The 20,722-nt window shown below is 53.2% G+C and carries 21 protein-coding genes and 3 tRNA genes; 6 read left to right on the top strand and 18 right to left on the bottom strand.

Features of this window, described 5'->3' with window-relative positions:
- Window positions 1-74: 74 nt before the first annotated feature.
- Window positions 75-653: a flagellar transcriptional regulator FlhC gene (gene flhC / locus ACREYP_RS08715; protein WP_039294634.1), complete on the bottom strand. Its 579-nt coding sequence runs from the start codon at window positions 651-653 to the stop codon at window positions 75-77.
- Between the two features lie 3 nt (window positions 654-656).
- Window positions 657-1,007, bottom strand: coding sequence for a flagellar transcriptional regulator FlhD (flhD, locus tag ACREYP_RS08710; RefSeq protein WP_008453867.1), 351 nt, complete (start codon window positions 1,005-1,007; stop codon window positions 657-659).
- A 937-nt stretch (window positions 1,008-1,944) separates the two neighbouring features.
- Between flhD and uspC the strand changes: the two genes are divergently transcribed.
- Window positions 1,945-2,364, top strand: a complete 420-nt coding sequence (uspC, locus tag ACREYP_RS08705) for a universal stress protein UspC (RefSeq protein ID WP_008453866.1) — start codon at window positions 1,945-1,947, stop codon at window positions 2,362-2,364.
- Between the two features lie 816 nt (window positions 2,365-3,180).
- A complete protein-coding gene (locus ACREYP_RS08700) occupies window positions 3,181-3,684 on the top strand; it encodes a non-heme ferritin-like protein (protein ID WP_008453865.1) in 504 nt (167 codons plus the stop codon).
- Window positions 3,685-3,754: 70 nt separating this feature from the next.
- On the opposite strand, the gene ACREYP_RS08695 is transcribed toward ACREYP_RS08700, so the two are convergent.
- The 7 genes from ACREYP_RS08695 to ACREYP_RS08665 form a co-directional block, all read right to left on the bottom strand.
- A complete protein-coding gene (locus tag ACREYP_RS08695; protein ID WP_008453864.1) occupies window positions 3,755-4,006 on the bottom strand; it encodes a DUF2766 family protein in 252 nt (83 codons plus the stop codon).
- A 109-nt stretch (window positions 4,007-4,115) separates the two neighbouring features.
- Window positions 4,116-5,090 carry an ABC transporter ATP-binding protein gene (locus ACREYP_RS08690; protein WP_336818051.1) on the bottom strand — a complete coding sequence of 325 codons (975 nt, stop codon included), beginning with the start codon at window positions 5,088-5,090 and terminating at the stop codon, window positions 4,116-4,118.
- The gene (locus ACREYP_RS08685; protein ID WP_008453861.1) at window positions 5,083-6,060 is read right to left on the bottom strand and encodes an ABC transporter ATP-binding protein; all 978 of its coding nucleotides are present in this window, start codon (window positions 6,058-6,060) and stop codon (window positions 5,083-5,085) included. Before ACREYP_RS08685 ends, ACREYP_RS08690 begins: the two co-directional genes overlap by 8 nt.
- Window positions 6,053-6,898, bottom strand: a complete 846-nt coding sequence (locus tag ACREYP_RS08680) for an ABC transporter permease (RefSeq protein WP_336818050.1) — start codon at window positions 6,896-6,898, stop codon at window positions 6,053-6,055. Before ACREYP_RS08680 ends, ACREYP_RS08685 begins: the two co-directional genes overlap by 8 nt.
- A gap of 2 nt (window positions 6,899-6,900) precedes the next feature.
- A complete protein-coding gene (locus ACREYP_RS08675) occupies window positions 6,901-7,854 on the bottom strand; it encodes an ABC transporter permease (protein WP_008453857.1) in 954 nt (317 codons plus the stop codon).
- 58 nt (window positions 7,855-7,912) lie between these two features.
- Window positions 7,913-9,502 carry an ABC transporter substrate-binding protein gene (locus ACREYP_RS08670; protein ID WP_498881260.1) on the bottom strand — a complete coding sequence of 530 codons (1,590 nt, stop codon included), beginning with the start codon at window positions 9,500-9,502 and terminating at the stop codon, window positions 7,913-7,915.
- A 233-nt stretch (window positions 9,503-9,735) separates the two neighbouring features.
- Complete coding sequence (locus ACREYP_RS08665; protein WP_008453853.1) at window positions 9,736-10,887, bottom strand: methyl-accepting chemotaxis protein; 1,152 nt, start codon at window positions 10,885-10,887, stop codon at window positions 9,736-9,738.
- 322 nt (window positions 10,888-11,209) lie between these two features.
- Between ACREYP_RS08665 and yecR the strand changes: the two genes are divergently transcribed.
- The 3 genes from yecR to ACREYP_RS08650 all read left to right on the top strand — a co-directional run bounded on the left by yecR (window position 11,210) and on the right by ACREYP_RS08650 (window position 13,421).
- The gene (yecR, locus tag ACREYP_RS08660) at window positions 11,210-11,569 is read left to right on the top strand and encodes a YecR family lipoprotein (RefSeq protein WP_034807343.1); all 360 of its coding nucleotides are present in this window, start codon (window positions 11,210-11,212) and stop codon (window positions 11,567-11,569) included.
- A 140-nt stretch (window positions 11,570-11,709) separates the two neighbouring features.
- The gene (locus tag ACREYP_RS08655) at window positions 11,710-12,984 is read left to right on the top strand and encodes an MFS transporter (RefSeq protein WP_336818049.1); all 1,275 of its coding nucleotides are present in this window, start codon (window positions 11,710-11,712) and stop codon (window positions 12,982-12,984) included.
- Entirely contained in the window at window positions 12,984-13,421 is a 438-nt protein-coding gene (locus ACREYP_RS08650) for a DUF3574 domain-containing protein (RefSeq protein ID WP_008453847.1), read from the top strand. Before ACREYP_RS08655 ends, ACREYP_RS08650 begins: the two co-directional genes overlap by 1 nt.
- 47 nt (window positions 13,422-13,468) lie before the next feature.
- Here ACREYP_RS08650 and ACREYP_RS08645 read toward each other — a convergent pair whose 3' ends face one another.
- Window positions 13,469-14,650, bottom strand: coding sequence for a NupC/NupG family nucleoside CNT transporter (locus tag ACREYP_RS08645; RefSeq protein WP_008453845.1), 1,182 nt, complete (start codon window positions 14,648-14,650; stop codon window positions 13,469-13,471).
- Window positions 14,651-15,000: 350 nt separating this feature from the next.
- Between ACREYP_RS08645 and ftnA the strand changes: the two genes are divergently transcribed.
- Window positions 15,001-15,498 (top strand): non-heme ferritin, encoded by a 498-nt coding sequence (gene ftnA / locus ACREYP_RS08640; protein WP_008453843.1) that lies wholly within the window; start codon window positions 15,001-15,003, stop codon window positions 15,496-15,498.
- Between the two features lie 42 nt (window positions 15,499-15,540).
- Here the strand turns inward: ftnA and ACREYP_RS08635 are convergent, their stop codons facing one another.
- From ACREYP_RS08635 to uvrY, 8 genes are all read right to left on the bottom strand, one after another.
- Window positions 15,541-16,116, bottom strand: a complete 576-nt coding sequence (locus ACREYP_RS08635; RefSeq protein ID WP_008453841.1) for a UPF0149 family protein — start codon at window positions 16,114-16,116, stop codon at window positions 15,541-15,543.
- A gap of 73 nt (window positions 16,117-16,189) precedes the next feature.
- Window positions 16,190-16,933, bottom strand: coding sequence for an alpha/beta hydrolase (locus ACREYP_RS08630; RefSeq protein ID WP_008453840.1), 744 nt, complete (start codon window positions 16,931-16,933; stop codon window positions 16,190-16,192).
- A 122-nt stretch (window positions 16,934-17,055) separates the two neighbouring features.
- Window positions 17,056-17,141, bottom strand: a tRNA-Leu gene (locus tag ACREYP_RS08625).
- A 12-nt stretch (window positions 17,142-17,153) separates the two neighbouring features.
- Window positions 17,154-17,227 (bottom strand) — tRNA-Cys (locus ACREYP_RS08620).
- 49 nt (window positions 17,228-17,276) lie between these two features.
- Window positions 17,277-17,352: transfer RNA gene (locus tag ACREYP_RS08615), tRNA-Gly, on the bottom strand.
- A gap of 167 nt (window positions 17,353-17,519) precedes the next feature.
- On the bottom strand, window positions 17,520-18,068 hold the full coding sequence (pgsA, locus tag ACREYP_RS08610) for a CDP-diacylglycerol--glycerol-3-phosphate 3-phosphatidyltransferase (protein ID WP_008453839.1): 549 nt from the start codon (window positions 18,066-18,068) through the stop codon (window positions 17,520-17,522).
- A gap of 57 nt (window positions 18,069-18,125) precedes the next feature.
- The gene (gene uvrC, locus ACREYP_RS08605; RefSeq protein WP_336818048.1) at window positions 18,126-19,958 is read right to left on the bottom strand and encodes an excinuclease ABC subunit UvrC; all 1,833 of its coding nucleotides are present in this window, start codon (window positions 19,956-19,958) and stop codon (window positions 18,126-18,128) included.
- Window positions 19,951-20,607 (bottom strand): UvrY/SirA/GacA family response regulator transcription factor, encoded by a 657-nt coding sequence (gene uvrY, locus ACREYP_RS08600; RefSeq protein ID WP_008453836.1) that lies wholly within the window; start codon window positions 20,605-20,607, stop codon window positions 19,951-19,953. Before uvrY ends, uvrC begins: the two co-directional genes overlap by 8 nt.
- Between the last annotated feature and the right edge of the window lie 115 nt (window positions 20,608-20,722).

Genomic DNA, 20,722 nt, shown 5'->3' with positions numbered 1-20,722 from the left:
CAGCGTCGTGTTTGGGCATAAAAAAAGCAGCGGTAATCACTCACCGCTGCTGGAATACGCAAACACAGAATCTGTTACACAGCCTGTTCCACCTGGTCATCCAGCAGTTGTGGAATAATATCGGCAGCATTCTGGGAAAGTTTACGTCTTTTTACCGCCCTCGATGGCGGCTGGCACAGACTGCAGGCAAAGCTGCCGACCGGCTGATGTGCGTGGGTAATAAAATTGCCCCCACAGCAGTTGCACTGGCTCAGCTGGAGCATGCCGCTCTCAACAAAACGCACCAGCGTCCAGGCGCGAGTCAGCGCCAATAGCGGGCCGTCTGACTGGGAAGGACATTGTTCAAGGTAGAGCCGATAGGCCTTAATCACCGCATCAACGCCGGTGCAGAGCCCACTACGAAGTAAAAACTGCCAGGCATTACAGAACATGGAAGCATGAATATTTTGCTCCCAGGTCATAAACCAATCAGTAGAGAAAGGCAGCATCCCTTTTGGAGGAGGACTTCCACGGAGTTCTTTGTAGAGTTTGATCAGGCGACCACGGCTCAACTGCGTTTCGCTTTCCAGCATTTGCAATCGGGCACCGAGTGTTATCAGCTCCATAGCGAGCTGAATGTCGCGAGCTTCCTGGACAATACTTTTCTCGCTCATTTGTTATGCCCTTTTTTTCTTAGGTGCCTCGGCAGGCGACGACACCTCACTCAATAAACGGGTCGATAACAAAATACCGGTATGAATTTGCTGTAAATCATCCACACGGGAGTCTTGTGTTAAGCGAGTAATTGCCTGACTTTCGCTAAAACGGAACTGACAAACTAATTGGTTAGTTTCTGCCAATTTCACCATCTGGGGCAACGTGAGTTCCCCTAACGTATTTGCCATATCTTCAGCGATACCTAAGCGAAACATAGCCGAAGCTTTGTCCTGACTAATAAGACGCTGTGCAAGCAATAAGTACGACAAATTGATGTCGTAAATATGTTTTAGCAACTCGGAAGTATGCATTTTTTCCATCCCGAATAACCAACTATTATTGTATGCGGCCCAGCCTAAATATGTCGGATGACAGTAACGTGTCAGCGCGAGTAAATTCTCCAGAAACTTACGGTTGTAAGAAGCCGAAGCGCATCTGTCGCGCCATTACTGTTTTCTGAACTATTAGGGGGTTGTTACCGCACCCCGCGATGTCGCCGGGTTGCCCCGGTTAAATTAAAACAATCGTTACGGCCAAAATGCACGGATATATCTTCAGCCCTGACTCAGCCCCTCCGCATCCCACGTAGAAGCCATTTCCCTGACAGAGCCCGAACGCCTGTTGTCGTTCATCATTTTATTACAAAAAACTAAGATTTTTCCTAATTCGGGCAAACTCTACTCGCAGCCCCTGGCACATACAATGCGGCCACCTGCGATTTTGGAATTTATGTGACGCAGATCACATAAATACATCATCCTTCGGAGTGAAAAGCATCAGAATAGCTTTTCATTTGCTTACTTTTTCATCTGATTAAGAATTTTACCGAAGCCGGCAGACGAATAGTGACACTGAAAGATCACAACTCCATGAGTTGTCATTGCTTTTTATCTGATACTGGCGGCCAGGAATGCCTGAGCGATCACACTTTATGAAAGCCGTTAAGAGTAATCTGCTGTTATTCATAGACTTAAGTGAAATTATAGCGGCATTTTAACCGAGCGTTATGATTTCAAAAGCGTCAGCTACCGAAAGTTATCACTCGATCCAGGTTCTCAAATTAATCCGTTCGTCCGATGGAAAATTTTCACATTTCGTCTACGAAACAATGTTGCAAATTCGTTTCATAAGAATAACTAAACAATTTCTATGAGTGGCTTCACATTTCGTACCGCTGTACGCGTTGCGCCTGAGTCACAAGTGGTGTAAGAAAATGTTAACAATTCACACTAAATGTGGAGGGGTTATATGAGCTATCGTCATGTGCTGGTTGCCGTTGCTATCACGCCTGAAAGCCATCGTCTGGTGCAAAAGGCCGTCTCCATCGTCAAACCCGTCAACGGCAAAATTACGCTGGTCACGCTCGCGTCCGATCCCGAACTGTATAACCAGCTTGCCGCCCCAATGCTGGAAAACCTCCGCGATCTGATGCTGGAAGAAACCCATCTTTTTCTCGCTGAGCTGAAAGAGAAAGCGCAATATCCTGTTGAAAAGGTAATTATTTCCACAGGGGAACTAAGCGAGCACATTCTGGATATCTGTGAAAAACAGGACGTTGATTTGGTGCTTTGCGGTAATCACAATCAGAGTTTCTTTGGCAAGGTTATGTGCTCAGCCAAGGCCGTGGTGGCGTCAAGCCAGGTTGATGTACTGCTGGTCCCGCTTTAATCGCCTCCCCCGACAGAAAGCGGAGCCAGCTCCGCTTTTTCGGCCTCAACTCAACCACCGTTTTGATTATTCCATAGCGACTAATCACGATTTTTTCTGAAAAATTAACTTTTTATCCTGCATTTTAGCGACTGCCTTCATTAACAAGGAAGACGCTCATGCGCGCGGCAGGATTTTTGGATTGCGCCGGATCTGCGGCTGCGTGGTTTCTGGCTGGAGATGCCTCAACGGAAGGATGTAGACGGCTGTTAACCGTACATTATTGCCAACAGCGCCATCTTTGGCTGCGTCAGGTAAAAAAATCAATTCATTAGCCGTATCAGCGGATCCTGCTGCATTTCCCCTCCTGGATTTGATTATTTTTTATACCGAAGTGTTTTTCTTGCACAACAGCGGCCTGGCTCGCAGAACGCCTCTCGAACTCTGCGAGCGAAAATTTTGTTTTAAACCCAGATGACAACATTCCCACCCAGGAGACAGAAACCGCAAACATGACCTCAACACATACAAACAGACAACATTAAAACCACCCCAAAACTCAAAAATGATACACATTAAAAACAATTCACGGACTGAACAAACCTCATTTCTGATATAAAGCAAAACAGGGATAAAAAGAAAAAACCGATAAATATATTTTATATTAAATACAGTATGTTACGAAAAATCAAAAGACGGATAACTTCATGATCTTTTTATCTTAAAGAAAATCAAAAAAAATAAAAATAGCCTGAATTAGGACTTTTCTCATCCGTGATAGCGGGGTATGTTTATTTCACCTCTTCATAAAAGTGCTCATGAAATAAGGATATTTATATGCCCACTGCCAGCATGATCCAGAAACTTAATGCGCAAATTAATCGTGAATTCTATGCCTCCCATCTGTGTCTGCACCTGAGCGCCTGGTGCGCCAAACACAGCCTGACGGGAAGTGCGAATTTTTTACGTAGCCAGGCACAAAACAATGTGACCCACATGATGCGGGTCTTCAATTTTATGAAGCAGTCCGGCGGTATGCCCAGCGTCGGCACTATGTCCCCGCCTGACTGCCACTGCCTGACGCTGGAAGAGCTTTTTCAACAAACGCTGGATGATTACCATCTCCGGCATGAAACGCTGACCGCGCTTAAGGAAGAAGCTAAAGCCGTCAATGCCGGTAGAGTCGTCAGTTTTTTAATGGCGCTAGGCTTAGAACAGGATCGGGAGGGAGAGCGGCTGAAAACGATTCTCGAAGAGGTCCGGGATGCCAACAAGGCAGGCCTGTGCATGAGCCAGACCGACAGGCGCGTACTCAGTTTTGTCGAACGAGACTATCACTGATCGGCCCCGACTCAGATAAAAAGCACCGCAACTGGGCGGTGCTTTTGCTTTCTGGCAGCGGATAAAAACTTCAGTGCGCTTCTTTTTGCTGCGTAAATTTCAGCTCAATCAGTGCGATGGCTTTTTGAATCGCCCGGCGCGTGACCGGATCAACGGCCGCAGGATGGGTAGTAAAATCGATGGTTTTCAGCTGTTCCGCCATCTTGTCGCGGACTTCAACGGGCGCAATCACATCAATCACGTCGAGAATTTGTTTAATCACTAACTGGCACGCCACGACGTCGGAAACCAGTTCCTGATCGGCAGAGAGTTGTTCGGCCATTTTAATCTCCTGTTTTATTTGCGCGACAGTCTACCTGCGCGCCTCTGCACGAGGCAACAGCCCATTCGCTGGAAGAGCGGTGAAGCGGGAGCAAAATGCCCCCGCCGACTCATTTTTCGAACTGCCAGCAGGCCACGCGGTGGCCCGGCGAGATCTCCTGCATTCGGGGAGGTTGCTGGTGACATTGGCCCATTGCTCGCGGGCAGCGGGTGGCAAACTTGCAGCCAACGCTTTCCCCCGTATCACCGCCGATTTCGCCTTTTAGTCCACCCTGTTCCAGCATCTGAACATGCGGGTCTGCAATGGGAATAGACGCGAGCAGCGCGCGAGTGTAGGGATGAGCGGGCTGGCTATACAGCGTTTCCGCAGGCGCCTCCTCCACCAGAGAACCAAGATACATTACCCCGATGCGGTCAGAAATGTGGCGAACCATAGACAAATCGTGGGCGATAAACAAATACGTCAGCCCAAATGTCTGCTGCAGATCCTGCAAAATATTCACCACCTGTGCCTGCACAGAGACATCGAGGGCCGACAGCGGCTCATCGCAAAGAATAAATTCGGGATTCACCGCCAGCGCCCGGGCAATGCTGATTCGCTGCCGCTGGCCGCCGCTGAACTCATGGGGAAAGCGGTCCAGGTGCTCCTGATTTAATCCCACCTGCCCGAGCAGCTCCAGAGTGCGGGCTTTGCGCCGTGCCGCATCATAACCGTGAATACGCATTGGCTCAGCGATCAGCTGCGCCACCGTCATACCGGGGTTTAGCGACGAATAGGGATCCTGGAAAACGGCCTGCATCCGGCGGCGGATAGGCTTTAGCTGACGTTCGTTAAGCGCCGCAATATTTTGCCCGTCGAACTCAATTTCGCCGTCGGTCACCTCGAACAGCCGCAATAAGCTTCGCCCTAGCGTCGACTTCCCGCAGCCGGACTCCCCCACCAGGCCATAAGTTTCCCCCGGAAAAACATCGAAGCTCACGCCATCCACGGCTTTTACCGTGGTCCCCGGCCCGAACCAGCCCCGATTTGCGGTGAAATGTTTGTGCAGATTACGCACGCGAATCAAAGGAGTGATGTCAGGCATGAGCGGCCTCTTTTTTCCACAGCCAGCAGTTGACTTCATGGCCGTCGGCGAGCGTGTGTTTGGGTGCTGCCGTGTCGCAAATGGCCATGCGCTGCGGGCAACGAGCGGCGAAAGGACAGCCGGGCGGCGGATTGAGCAGACCCGGCGGGCTACCCTCAATCGGCGACAAGCGCGCTTCGCTGCCGTCAGGGCGAGGCAACGAAGCCAGCAAACCACGCGTGTAGGGATGGGCGGGCCGATAAAAAATCGCCTCAACGCTGCCCTGCTCCATCACCAGCCCACCGTACATCACCACCACCCGGGAACAGACTTGCGCCACCACACCCAGGTCGTGAGTGATCAGTAAGATAGCGGTGTCCGTCTGCTGCTGAAGGTGTTTCAGCAGGCGCAGAATTTGCGCCTGAATGGTCACGTCCAGCGCGGTCGTCGGCTCGTCGGCAATCAGCAATGACGGATGGCATGACAGCGCGATCGCGATCATCACCCGCTGGCGCATTCCGCCGCTAAACTCGTGTGGATACTGGTCATAGCGTTTTTCCGGCTGGCTGATGCCCACCTGCCCTAGCATCGCTATGGCCTTCTCTTTCGCCGCCTTCTTACTCAAACTCTGGTGGCGAATAAGGATCTCGCTCATTTGTCGCCCGATGGTCAGCACCGGATTTAACGCCGTCATCGGATCCTGGAAAATCATCGCGATTTCGCTGCCGCGCAGGTGGCGCATTTGCTCCGCCGTTTTACGCGCCAGGTCTTCTCCCTGAAAACGGATATGGCCTCCCACCACCTTGCCATGGCTGCCCAGCAAATTGATCACCGATTTACAGGTAACGCTTTTGCCGCAGCCGGACTCGCCCACAATACCCACCACTTCCCCCCGCTGCACGCTGAAGGTGACGCCGCGTACCGCCTGTACTTCACCCTCGCGGGTAAAGAAAGAGGTTTTCAGGTTTTCAATTTCCAGCAAATTACGCATCGCGATTTGCCCCCGGCTCAAAAGCGGTACGGAACACATCGCCGAGCACGTTAAAACTCAGCACCGTCAGCAGGATCAGCGCCCCCGGGAACATGGCAAGCCAGGAGGCTTCGCCGATGTAGGACTGAGCGTTATTCAGCATGCTGCCCCAGGAGGCATCCGGCTGCTGCACGCCGAGACCAAGAAAACTCAATGTTGACTCCATTAAAATCGCCGAGGCGATATTCAAAGTGGCCGCCACAATAATCGTCGGCAAAATATTCGGAATAATGTGCCGGGCGATAATCCTCAGCGGATGCTCCCCGGAGGCCCGGGCATAAATCACGTATTCCCGCTCTTTCAGCGTCAACGTTTCTGCCCGCACCAGTCGCGACATATTCATCCAGGTCAGCGCGCTGATAATCAGAATGATGTTAGCGATGCCGGGCTTCAGGTAAGCATTGAGCACCAGCAGCAGGAAAAAAGCCGGGATCGCCATTAAAATGTCCACCAGTCTCATCAGCAGGTTATCAATTTTGCCGCCAAAGTAGCCGCTGACGGTGCCCACCAGCGTGCCAACCAGCGTGGAAAACAGCATGGCTAAAAACCCGACCATCAGGGAGATTTGCCCGCCATAAAGTGCGCGGGTGAAGTAGTCCCGGCCATATTCATCCGTGCCAAACCAGTGGCTGACATCCGGCGGCAGCATCCTTCCCTGAAGCGACATTTGATTAGGGTCCCACGGACTAAAAAAAGCCGATAATGAAGCCAGCGCAAAAATCACCAGTACCGCCAGAGAAAGCTGCGCGGGGCGGCTGCGTTTCAGGCCCTGTTTAACCTGATTCCATCTTCTGCTCATGGTTACCTCAGCGCCTTAATGCGCGGGTCCGCCACGCGATACAGAAGATCGGCCAGCAGATTCCCCACAATCAGCATCAACGCTGAGAGCAGAATAATGGCCATGATCAGCGGGTAGTCGAGGGAGGTGATGGCCTGGATCCCCAGCAGCCCCATCCCCGGCCAGGAAAAGACGCTTTCCGTCACGTAGGCGCCCACCACCAGCTCGCCAAAAGAGAGGCCAAACAGCGTGATCACCGGCAGCAGCACGTTCTTCAGCACATGCCGGAACAGAATAGTGCGCCGGGTTGCCCCGTAGGCCAGCTGGGTTTGCACATAGTCGGCGGACAGCTGGCTAATGGTGTTCGACCGGATGTAGCGCACATAGCTGGAGAGGTTGTAAAACGTCAGCGCGATGCAGGGCAGAATGCCGTGACGAATCACATCGAGCCAGGAGTCCTCCGCGCCGATGGTTCGCATCCCCATGCTCGGCAGCCAGTTCAGCTGCACCGAAAACACGGTAATCAGCAGGATGCCAAACCAGAAGATCGGCACCGAGATCCCGACGTAAGCGAACAGGTTCAGAACATGGTCGAGCCAGCGGTGTTTGTACGCCCCCGCCAGTAGCCCCAGCGGGATCGCCAGCAGGATAGCTAACAACAAGGACGCGCCCATCAGGCCAAGCGTGGCCGGGATACGCTCACCGATCATCGTCAGCACCGGACGGTGGTAAATCAGGGAGTAGCCGAGATCGCCCTGCAGCAGATTTTTCAGCCACAGCAGGTACTGCACCGGCAGCGGCTTATCCAGCCCCATGCTCTGGCGGATGCGTTCGATATCCTCCGGGCTCATGCGCGGGGTGATATACGCCTGCACAGGATCGCCGGGGGCCAACTTCACCAGTAAAAAAGAGACCAGCGAGATAAAAAGCAGCATCGGGAGCAGCTGCAGTAAGCGCCGGAAAAGAAGGTTATTCATAGTTTCGCCTTCCTCCGCCCGCCCAGCACAAACCGGCCGGGCGGAGGATCACTCATTGTTATTGTTGATAAATTTTCGACAGATCCTGGAACATATACACGGGCTTAGGCTCGGCTTCTTGCGTGCCGCCAAAACGTTTGTCCACCGCCACAACCGCGTTGGTGTAGGCAATCGGGTACCAGGCCATATCGCTGGCGACGGTTTGCTGGATCTGCTTGTAGATAGCCGCGCGCTTCGCCGCATCCGTTTCCATTGCGCCCTGCTCCCACAGCGCATCAAACGCCGGGTTTTTATAGTGCGCGTAGTTATAGGCTTCGTTGCTCATATACAGCGACTTATAGCCGTCCGGCTCAGCGCCCATGATGTAACCGCCCAGGCTTAGTTCATAGGCCGTGTTTTTCATGTCCTGACTGCGCTGGGACATCGCGTTCGCATCCAGCGGCAGCAGTTCAACGTTGATGCCTATCGCCTTCAGCTGCTGCTGAATGTACAGCCCCATGCTTTCCTGGGTTTTATTTCTGTTGATGTAGGCCAGGCGCAGCTTCACGCCCTCCGGCTGCCCGGACGCTTTGAACAACGCTTTGGCTTTATCGAGATCGAACTTGTACGGTTCCACATCGCTGGTCTGGTAGAGGGTATCCGGGGTCAGAATAGAAGCCGCAGGTTTGGCGTAATCGAGAGAGGTGAACGCCGTTTGCACAAGGTCATCTTTATTCAGCGCGTAGGCGATGGCCTGACGAAGATCTTTGCTCTTCATGCTGTCAACGTTCTGGTTGAAAGTCATGTAGGCCAGGCGGCCTTCCGGGTAAATAACAAAATCAAACTTGCCGGTGGCTTTCAGGCGCGAAACATCCTGCGGATCGACCATCTTGAGATTGATCTCACCGTTCTGCAGCGCGAGGTTGGCAGAGTTGGCGTCCTTTGCAAAGCGGTAGGTGACCGAGTCGAGTTTCGGTTTACCGTTCCAGTAATCATCAAACCGCGTCAGGGCGTAGTACTGACCCGCCCGGTACTCTTTGAACTTGAACGGACCGGAGCCGACGGGCGCATCATTGCGGGTGCTCTTTTCCAGATCGCCTGCTTCGCTGCCGAAGATATGTTGTGGGATCGGGAAGATTTGCACCAGCGTACCGGCAAAGGCGGCGCTGACCTGAGGCAGCGTAAATTTAACCGTGAGCGGATCCACTTTGCTCACGCTCAGGGGCTGGTTGCCATAAACAAACATGCTGCGGAAGAAGCTATGCTGCTTTTCATCCAGCAGTTTATTAAAGGTGAACACCACGTCATCGGCGGTAATCGGCTGCCCATCCTGCCATTTCAGGTCAGGCTTGAGTTTCAGCGTCCAGGTGAGGTTGTCGGCTGACGGCGTCAGGCTTTCCGCCAGGCCCCATTCGATCTTGTCGCCGTTGTAGCTGTACAGCGGCGAGTAAAGCGCCTGCATGATGGTTAACGTAGTCCGATCGCTGGCGTACAGCGGGTTCATGGCCAGCGGATCGCCGGAGGTGATACCGATTATCAGGCTGCCGCCCTGCTGCGCTTCTTTTGCCGGGGCGGGGGCCGCCGCGGTCTCTTTTTTAGCGTCATCACAGCCGCTTAAGGCCAGGGCCAGCGCGGCGACCAGCGCCGACAATACCAGAGGTTTACGCATTGCTTCAGAAACTCCTTGCTCAATAAGAGCCCGCATAGTGCGACACTCGCGATCGCTTGTAAATGTGCCTAAAAAGCATAAGCTTAGCCGATTTTTAACTATCCGCACGGTGCCTGACGCCAATGCCTGCGGGGAATATTATTTCCCCCATCTGCGTCACATATTTTTGTTTCCGCGCCTGTTTAAGACGTAAAAAAAGCAGCCCGGAGGCTGCTTTGTCACATGCGTGGTTTTCAGACTGCGTTAAGCCGGAACATTGCCACCGCGTCATGCAGGTGGTGCGCCTGTTTCTCCAGTTCAACGGAAGAGAGCACCGACTTCTGGACCAGATTCACGTTCTGCTGCGTCACGCTGTCCATTTCCCGAACGGCGATCCCGACCTGCCCGATGCCCTGACTTTGCTCGAGGGACGCGCTGGCAATCTCCCCCATGATGTCATTCACCTGCTTCACGGCGCGGAGGATCTCATCCATTGCCTCCCCCGCCTTACGCACCTGCTGCGACCCGGTGTGAATATTACTGACCGAATCGTTGAGCAGGGTTTCAATCTCTTTTGCGGCCCCGGCGCTTCTGCTGGCCAGATTACGTACCTCGCTGGCGACGACCGCAAAGCCTTTGCCCTGCTCTCCCGCCCTTGCCGCCTCCACCGCGGCATTTAGCGCCAGAATGTTGGTCTGGAACGCAATGCTGTTAATCACCGTGGTGATATCGACAATTTTGTTCGCGCTGCTGGCAATCACATCCATGGTCTTCACTACCTGCTTCACCGAATCCCCGCCGTTTACCGCAGTGTTGGTGGCATTCTGTGCGAGGTGGCTGGCGTGATTTGCATTGTCGGCGTTCAGCTTCACCGTGCTGTTCAGCTGCGCCATGCTGGCACTGGTCTGCTCCAGCGCGGCGGCCTGTTGCTCAGAACGGGATGACAGGTCAGTGTTAACCCCGGACACTTCGGTGGCGTTGGTGCGAATAGCCTCGGCGCTGTCCCGGATGCGGCTCACCGCCCTTTGCCAGTTTTCCTGCATTTTTTGAATCGGCGGCACCATCAGGCCAATACAGTTGCGCCCCAAATCCGGCAGCGTGGCAGCCAGTTCTCCCTGCGCCAGGACATGCATGTGGTGGCGGATCGTATTAACCGGCTTTACCAGGCAAAACCACAGGTAGCGTTCTGTAAAAATGACGATCGCAATGCTGATAGCAATGGAGATAATCAGCATCCGTTGGGCCGTGTTAATCCACGTGAGCTGATCCGGGCTCAGCGCAAGCTGTTGCTTGAGGTTATGTAATAGCCATAGCGTCGCGCCCGCCACGCAGATCCATGCCAGCGTGGAAAAGATTTGTATCAGCACCACCATCGCGCGAATTTTAATATTGCGAACAATGTTCATTTTTTGGTTCCCCGGTAAAAAATAAAATGCACTTCCTGTGCGGCTTTAGCGACGCGCGTCCTGATTTATTCCCTCGTATACCTGCATAAGTGAAATTAAATCGCGCCGTAGCGCTATTGTCGGCACGGTTCAGCAAAACTTGACGCGTTTTTGATCAAAAAATCGCCGCGTATTTTGTGGGGAATTTACGTTAGGTAAAAAGTTTTTATTTCGTAATTTGAATTAAGGGTTATTTAAAATTCGAAATTTATGGAATTTACGGCCCGCCTAATCGAACAGGCTTTTCTGCCCGCCACGCGTGCTACCATGAAGGCGGTTAAGTATGAGGTATGAATCAACGATGAAGCGCATTTATCTGGCCGTTACCGCCCTGTTACTGAGCGGATGCACCGTAAGCAAAACACCTGTTCCGCTCAATGCCAATGAGCCTGCCGGTGTTGTTCGCCTCGCCTATAGCCTGCCGCCGCTGCAAACGGCCAAAGTGGATAAATTCCTCGCCCAGTCCACGGCATCGCGTCAGTGCCAGCAATGGGGCTATGCCAGCGCACTCCCTTACGGCAGCGATATCAAGACCTGTACCACCTACAGCGGCACCCTTTGCCTGAACACCCAGGTGGTGCTGGAATACCAGTGCCGCGGCGTGACCGGCCCACAGTATGCGGGCGTCACCAGCAACTGGTAATCTACCAATACTCCTCTATTTTTAGAGACAACTGTACAAAGAGAAGCCTGACGCCAATGTAACCCGTTCCTGACGATAAATATCTCGCGCTGCCGTTTTCCCACGGCGGTTTGACTCTATTTTTTCATCAGGAGCTTAACATGCTTCTTTTATTGCTACGCGCCCTGCGCCAGCACCGCTGGTTCACGCTGCTCGGACTGGCGCTGCTGTTTTCTTCTGTGGGTAACGGCCTGACTTACGTTCTGGTCTTCAGTCAGCTGTTAAACAGTCACGCTACCCCCGCCTGGCTTTCTCTTGCTTACGTCCTTTCCCTTGCGCCCGGCTTACCTGCCAGCTTTGCTGGCGTGTGGTTATTAAAGCGCTGGCCGGCGTTTTCTGTGCTGCTTCTCGGCGAAGTTTTCGGTCTTACAGGGCTGCTTCTGCCGTGCCTTGCGCTGTGGAATGAACACCCAGGCTTGCTGTTGCTAAGCCAGGCCGCCGCCGCTTTTAGCACCGGCCTGACGGTGCCGGCCTTAAGTCAGCTTTTCAAACAAGGTTTATCTAAAGCGCTAATGCCCGCCGCCGCAGGCGTTGAAACGCTGGTGTTTGCCGCCAACGTTATCTTCGGCGTGGGGCTTGGGACATTATTATATGGCCACGTCAGCCTCTGGCTGATGCTGCTGCTGGATGCGATCAGTTTCATCGTTGCCATAGGGCTGCTCTGGTACGCCTCGGCGGCCTTTGTTATGAAGGGAGAAGAAGACAGCGCCCCAGACGAAAGCGAGGAGTTTAGCTGGCAGAACGTTACCCCGGAGCAAAAGCGCAGCCTGTTGCTGTTGCCCAGCCTTGCGCTGGTCGGCGCCCCCGTGATGGCTTTGCTCCCGGCTCTGACTCCTGCGTTGCCGGGTGATAACGCGGCCAATGGCCTGGCGCTGCTGTTTGCCCGTAGCGCTGGGCAACTGCTCGCCCCGCTCCTGCTCAGCGAAAAACAGGTGCGCAACCGGGCGGGTAAAAGCTTCCCGCTAATGCTGGCGCTGCTGCTTTTTACTTTGTGTTATTTCGCCGTGGGTTACTCGGGCACTTTGTGGCTGGCGGTGCCGCTGATCGTCATCGCTCATTTGTTCAGTAACTGGTTCTATCTGGTCGCCACGCTCAACGTGATGGACAGTTTCCCTGGCCCACAGGTCGGCGCCGCTATGGCGGCAACCTGGCGACTGCAGCTCGGCATTACGTTAGTCGTCCCGCTGGTCACGGGAACGATTGCCGGATACTTCCCGGCGCAGTGGGTGCTGTCCTGCAGCGGCATCTGCGGGATTATTATTGCCCTATTGATGCTCGGCGACTTGCGAAAAGTGCGGAATTGTAATTTTATATCGCGGCGGAATCATTCCGCATTTAATTTTAATAATGATGATGACAGCAAGACAGGTGGATAATGGTATTTTATAAAGCAACACTGGCCGGGGCATTAGCTCTGGCTCTGACGGGCTGCGTCACGCCAGCGAAAACCACATCGGCGGTTACCGCCCCGGCTAAACAGTGCCAGGCAGGCGATCAGATGACGCAAACCACGCTCTATTTCGGTATCAGCCGCCCATCCGGCGCGGAAATTACCGCCAATGAATGGCGTAGCTTCGTGGATAAAGACGTGACCCCGCGCTTCCGCGAAGGGCTGACCGAATATGACGCCAAAGGCCAGTGGCTGAATGCTAAGGGTGAAGTGACCCACGAACCGAGCAAGGCGATCATGCTGATTCGCGGCAGCGATGCGGAGAGCAGCAAAAAGGTAGACGAACTGCGCTCTATCTATAAAACTCGCTTTGCGCAGGAATCCGTGATGCGCATTGACCAGCCGGTCTGCGCCGCGTTCTGATGATTTTGCGTTAAAGAAACGGCGGGGAAACCCGCCGTTTTTTGTTTTTACAGAACCAGTCCGGCAAACGCCGCGGACAGCAGGCTGACCAGCGTCGCGCCGTACACCAGGCGCAGGCCAAAGCGAGACACCACGTTCCCCTGCTTTTCGTTCAGCCCTTTAATAGCCCCGGCCACAATCCCGATGGAAGCAAAGTTAGCGAACGACACCAGGAAGACCGACAGGATCCCCAGCCCGCGCGGCGACAGCGTCGCCATGATCTTCTGCAGCTCAATCATCGCCACAAATTCGTTCGCCACCAGCTTGGTCGCCATAATGCCGGCCGCTTTCAGCGCATCCGCCTGAGGAATACCCACCAGCCAGGCAAACGGATAGAAAACGTAGCCCAGAATTTGCTGGAAGCTCAGACCGAAGACCGTCGCGAACAGCGCATTAATGGCGCTGATAAGCGCGATAAAACCAATCAGCATCGCCAGAATAATCATCGCCACTTTGAAACCTGCGAGGATGTATTCCCCCAGCATTTCAAAGAAGCTTTGGGATTCGTGCAGCTTCTCAAGCTTGATTTCTGGCTCAGCTCCCGGGCGGGTCGGGTTAATGATCGACAGGATAATGAACGTGCTGAACATATTCAGGATCAGCGCCGCAACCACATACTTCGGCTCCAGCATCGTCATGTAGGCCCCGACGATGGACAGTGAAACCGTGGACATCGCCGTTGCGGCCATGGTGAACAGGCGGCGAGAGCTTAGATCGCCCAGTACGCCTTTGTAGGCGATGAAGTTTTCGGACTGACCCAGAATCAGCGAGCTCACGGCATTGAATGATTCCAGCTTGCCCATGCCGTTCACTTTAGAAAGCAGCGTACCGACAATGCGAATAATAATAGGCAGAATGCGGAAGTGCTGCAGGATCCCGATCAGCGCCGAGATAAAGATAATCGGGCACAGCACGCCAAGGAAGATAAAGGCCAGGCCCGCTTTGCTCATGCCGCCAAAGACGAAGTCGCTGCCCTGCCCGGCGAAGGTCAGAAGGTGGCCAAAGAAACCGGACACGCCGTTAATCACCCACAAGCCGCTGTCGGAGTGCAGGAAGAAGAACGCCAGCAGGCCTTCAATGACGACAAGTTGTAACAAATAGCGGATGCGGATGGTTTTACGATCGAAGCTCACCAGCCACGCCAGTCCCATGATGACAAAAAGTGCGAGAAGAAAATGAAGAATATTCATGTGCAGTCTAATTTTGAAAGAAACGTATTTAGCCACAGCTCCCGCGTCAGGTAAATGGCGGACATAAGAATATTTAGCCATAAGATTTTCCAATGACAACATGGGCTTACTCTTAGCATGGTTACCATTTTGCGCGGCTAAATATGACTAATTCATGACACATTATTTGGCAATAAAATAGCGAAGCGGAACAAGATTAATTCTCATTATTAATTCATTTTGTCACAAATAAAATAATAGTAACAACCATTCTCATTACACTAATATAATTAACAATTTCTTTGCATTATTGAAAATTAATAATTAAAGTAGCGCCATATTAACGCCCCTCAAAAAATATGGAGCCTGTGATGCTGAAGACGGAAATGATTGAAAAACTGAACGAGCAGATGAACCTTGAACTCTACTCCTCCCTGCTTTACCAGCAGATGAGCGCCTGGTGCAGCTATCACAGCTTCGAAGGGGCTGCCGCGTTCCTGCGCCGCCACGCTCAGGAAGAGATGGAGCACATGCAGCGTCTGTTTGCATATTTAAATGATACCGGGAGCATGCCGCGTATTAACGCCATTCAGTCCCCGTATTTAGAATACGCTTCACTGGCCGAATTATTTAAAGCGACCTACGAGCACGAGCAGTTAATTACGCGTCAGATTAATGCTCTGGTCCATTCCGCAATGACCTCTCAGGATTATCCAACCTTTAATTTCCTGCAGTGGTATGTTGCCGAGCAGCATGAAGAAGAAAAACTGTTTAAATCCGTGCTGGATAAACTCAGCCTGGTGGGCAAAAGCGGCGAAGGCCTTTACTTTGTCGATAAAGAGCTGGCCACGCTGGACGCTCAGGCTTAATTGCCGTTAAGTAGCAGGCCATTGCGGCCTGCTATTTTCATTTTAGTGCAGCGCCCCGCCGTTTCGCTGGCTGTGCCAGTATCCGTATAACGCCAGTGCCGCAGGTTTAATCGCCTCAATGCTCGCCAGAAATGCTTCCGGCGTCAGGCTTTCAAACTTCGCTTCATTCTCTTCCAGCCCATGCAGGGCAATCGCCTCCAGCTCTGGCTGAAGTTCTGCCGGCAGCGCAGGCCAGCTTTCCAGTGACACACCGCGCATGTAGCCGTAGCACCACTCTTCCACGATGGTGATTTCGCGGTTATCCACTTCGCTGGTACCAAACAGAGGCTCAAACTGCCCCGGATACTCCGCCAGGCGTTCGGCAATGTCGTTCATATGCTGGAACACCAGTACGCTAAAGCGCGTCAGCTCTTCTTTGCTTTCCCATTCCGGCTCGACATCGCCGCCCCATACCGCCCTCAGCACGGTAGCAGGTTCGGTCACAGTTGGACCTGACAGCAGCGCCGTGAGCAGCCCATCCAGCTCGGCTACATCAATCACCGAATGCGCGGTGCCGTACTTCAGCAGAATGTCATCCAGCCAAATAATTTCGTCTTCGTTCAGCGGGCCCTGGGTCATTTTTGGCTTCCTCGTCTCGCGTTTTGAATAAAATTTGGCGTAGTGTACCCGTTCTACGCGCGACGAGTCATTTTCATTCCGCTTTCGTCAGGCATTCCACCAATAATTGACAGGTTTTTTCGTAGAGCGGGGGATCGTGCTGCAGCGCCTGCCAGACGCTGTTGTGGTCGGCACCCGGCACGGTCAGCAAAGCATGTTTGCCCTGCCCCGACGTCGAATCATAAAGCCGGGGCGGGATCTCCGCCGGGATCACCCGGTCTTCAGCCGCGGCGATGACCAGAACATTACCGCCAAACTCAGTCACGGCCTGCCAGGCGTCACTGTCGGCCCAGCTTCGCGGCTGGCGGATAATGGCGGAAAATTCAGGCCCGAAGTTTACCCGGTAAGCCGAAGGGTGATACACGCCCGGCACCATCAGGATAAGGGAACGCAGAGACACGGATTGGCTCAGTTGCAAAGCGTTGTACGCCCCCATGCTGACGCCCATGCAGCCGGTCAGTTGAGAACCTAAATGTTCGGCAACCGCAAGGGCCTGGTCTGTGCGGCTGATTAAAGAAGATTGAGAGAGATCGCCGCCAGTTTCCCCATGCCCGATACAATCAAAAGCCGTGCTGCCAAAACCCAGCTCAGCCATTAAGTGCCGGTACCGAAGGCTCGCCTCGCGGTCTTTTGAACCTCCGTGGATCATCAGGACGTGGCCTTTACTGGCGAAAATGCTGTCAGCCTTGAGCGCGCGGCCCTGGAAAGCGACATCAAATGGGTGTCGGGAGAAAATGTTCATCGTTACCAGATGGAATGCCAGGGAAGGGTTTAGCATGGCATGCTTTTAGCGGAACAGGCAGGATAATTTTCAGAATGGCAAATCGCAGGCAATAAAAAACCACCCGAAGGTGGTTTACACGACACTGCTTATCATTGATTTTATTCTTTTTATTCCCATGGTACCCGGAGCGGGACTTGAACCCGCACAGCCATAAGCCGAGGGATTTTAAATCCCTTGTGTCTACCGATTTCACCATCCGGGCTCGGGAAGAAATTGGAGGCGCGTTCCGGAGTCGAACCGGACTAGACGGATTTGCAATCCGCTACATAACCGCTTTGCTAACGCGCCAAAATCTTTTGCCTTTTCAGGCGGCAACAGAAAGTCTATTACCTGAATTTGGAGCGGGAAACGAGACTCGAACTCGCGACCCCGACCTTGGCAAGGTCGTGCTCTACCAACTGAGCTATTCCCGCTTTTTATACAAGTGACTGTTGGTGGCTATTAAGCTAATCACTTGATTTTATTATCTTCCGGCAAACCTTGCTGCCTTTCGATGCGTTGCATTCTACTTACCTGACGCAATGAGTCAATGAAATTTTCTAACACCACGAATCGTTTGCTGAATTTTGCGTCGGATAGATCACGGTTCGAGCAAATCACCGCGTGCCGCGGCCAAATATTGGAACATTGACCAGAACGTTAGCACCGCCGCAACGAAGAAAAGCGCGATACCGGTGTACTCAATCCACATGTTTGGCCGCCAAAGCATGCCAATCAGCGCCAACATTTGCGCCATTGTTTTGGTTTTACCGATCCAGGAAACCGCCACACGGCTGCGCTTACCAATCTCCGCCATCCATTCACGCAGCGCGGAAATAATGATCTCGCGGGCGATCATCGTCGCCGCAGGCAAGGTCACCCACCAGGCGTGATAATGCTCTACCACCAGCACCAGCGCCACCACCACCATCACCTTATCGGCAACGGGATCGAGGAATGCGCCGAAGCGGGTGCTTTGGTTCCAGCGACGCGCGAGAAAACCGTCAAACCAATCGGTTATGGCCGCCAGCCAAAAAATGAAAGCGCAAAGGAAAGGTGCCCAGTTGAACGGCAGATAAAACGCCAGCACAAAGAACGGGATAAGGATGACACGAAACAGCGTGAGCAGTGTTGGGATATTGAATCGCATAGTGCCAGTTAACTATCTGTCATAAGTGGAAATTGTCTCTATGTTGCTACAGAGCCCTTAATGTTTCAACGAGTAGTAGATCTTTTCTGCCAATGCCTGCGAGATGCCCGGCACTTTTGCTATCTCCTCGATGGAGGCGTTGATTAACGGTTGCAATCCGCCCATATACTTCAGCAGCATCTGACGGCGCTTTGGCCCGATGCCTTCAATCGTCTCCAGCGAACTCGTGCTTTTCACCTTCGCTCGTTTTTTACGGTGGCCGGAGATCGCATGATCGTGTGAATCATCGCGAATGTGTTGGATCACATGCAGCGCCGGAGAATCCGGCGGTAAAGAGAACCCCTCACCTTCGGGCTCAAAGAATAATGTTTCCAGCCCGGCTTTGCGGTCGCTGCCTTTGGCCACGCCCAACAATAAAGGATGGTGTTTATCCCAGGGCACGTCCAGCTCGGCAAACACCGCCTTCGCCTGCCCCAACTGCCCCTTCCCGCCGTCGATCAGGATCACGTCCGGGATTTTGCTCTCTTCTATTGCTTTACCGTAGCGGCGGCGCAGCACCTGATTCATGGCGGCGTAGTCGTCCCCCGGCGTAATACCGGTAATATTGTAGCGGCGGTATTCCGCCCGAAGCGGGCCGTTACTGTCGAACACCACGCAGGAAGCGACGGTTTGCTCCCCCATCGTATGGCTGATATCAAAACACTCCATCCGCTTCACTTCAGGAAGTTTTAGCACTTCGGCCAGCGCTTTCAGGCGCTGCTGGATGGTGGATTGCTGAGAAAGCTTTGTCACCAGCGCCGTTGCCGCGTTGGTGCGGGCAAGCTTCAGGTAACGCGCCCGATCGCCGCGAGGTTTAGTCTGCACATTCACTTTACGCCCGGCGAGCTCGCTCAACGAATCCGCCAGCAGAGATTTGTCCGCCAGCGCGAAGTCGAGCAGGATTTCAGACGGCAGCGTGCGCATCTGGCTGCCCTGGAGATAGAACTGCCCGACAAACGTCTCCACCACTTCGCTAAGTTCGGTGCCTGCCGGGACTTTCGGGAAGTAGCTGCGGCTGCCCAATACTTTGCCCTGGCGAATGAACAAGACGTGTACGCAGGCCATACCCGCATCAAAGGAGACACCAATCACGTCCAGATCGTCGCCGGTGTTGGAGACAAACTGTTTTTCGGTAATACGTCGGACCGCCTGAATCTGATCGCGGATCCTCGCGGCCTCTTCAAATTCAAGATTTTTGCTCGCCGCTTCCATGCGGGAAATAAGCTGCGTCAGCACCTGGTCGTCCTTCCCGGCTAAAAACAGGCGAACATAGTCCACCTGCCGGGCATAGTCTTCTTCTGTGACCAGGCCTGAAACACAGGGGCCAAGACAGCGGCCGATTTGATACTGAAGGCAAGGCCGCGAGCGGTTGCGGTACACGCTGTTTTCACACTGGCGAACCGGAAAGACTTTTTGCAGCAGCGCCAGCGTTTCCCGCACCGCATATCCGTTAGGAAACGGGCCAAAGTATTCTCCCTTCGCGTGCTTCGCGCCGCGGTGCATCGCCAGCCGCGGATGGCTGTCGGCGCTCAGGAAGATAAAGGGATAGGATTTATCGTCTCGCAGCAGCACGTTGTAGCGCGGCTGATAGAGCTTGATGTAATTGTGCTCCAGCAGCAAAGCCTCGGTTTCCGTGTGGGTCACCGTGACATCAATGTGCTGGATCAACGCCACCAGCGCCTCAGTTTTACGGCTGGCAAGATTCGTGCGGAAATAGCTGGAGAGGCGTTTCTTCAGGTCTTTAGCTTTGCCGACATAGATAACCGTGCCGCCGGCATCGTACATGCGGTAGACGCCGGGCTGGCTGGTTACCGTCTTGAGAAAAGCCCGGAAATCAAAAGGTTCACTCACTGCTGATTAACGTCTCCGCATTGAATAACCCGTGGCGAATCGCCAGGTGCGTCAGCTCCACGTCCCCGCTGATATTCAGTTTACTAAACATGCGGTAGCGGTAACTGTTCACCGTTTTAGGGCTGAGATTAAGCTGCTCAGAGATCTCATTGACCTTCTGGCCTTTGGTGATCATCAGCATAATCTGTAATTCACGCTCAGACAAACTGGCAAAGGGGGATTCTGCCTCGGGTGCAATCTGGCTTAAGGCCATCTGTTGGGCAATGTCGGAGGCGATGTAACGCTGGCCCGCATTAACGGAACGAATGGCATTTACCACGTCCTGAGGCGCTGCGCCTTTACTTAGATACCCTGCCGCACCGGCCTGCATGACTTTGGCAGGCAGCGGGTTCTCAGTGTGGATAGTCAACATGATAACTTTGATATCTGAAGAGTAGCGGGCAATTTTACGGGTGGCTTCCAGGCCACCTATCCCCGGCATATTCATATCCATTAACACGACATCGACCGGGTTACTGCGGCACCATTTGATGGCATCCTCACCGCAGTTAACTTCACCCGAGACTTTGATGCCTTTAATCTCTTCCAGAATGCGTCGTATCCCTGCGCGCACCAGTTCGTGGTCATCAACAAGAAGAACGTTGATCAAAGGGCTATTCTCCAGAAAGGGATAACGCTGCTGATAGCTAATTGGCCATATATTAACGTTTTTCCGGCAACATTAAAATCCAAATTGCGGTCAGCACATTCTGTTAACACTTAAG

It is taken from the genome of Enterobacter sp. TMH.L2, assembly GCF_050847315.1.
GTDB lineage: Bacteria > Pseudomonadota > Gammaproteobacteria > Enterobacterales > Enterobacteriaceae > Cedecea.
The sequence above is the reverse complement of the archived record's forward strand: the minus strand, read 5'-3'. Positions and strand labels throughout refer to the sequence as shown.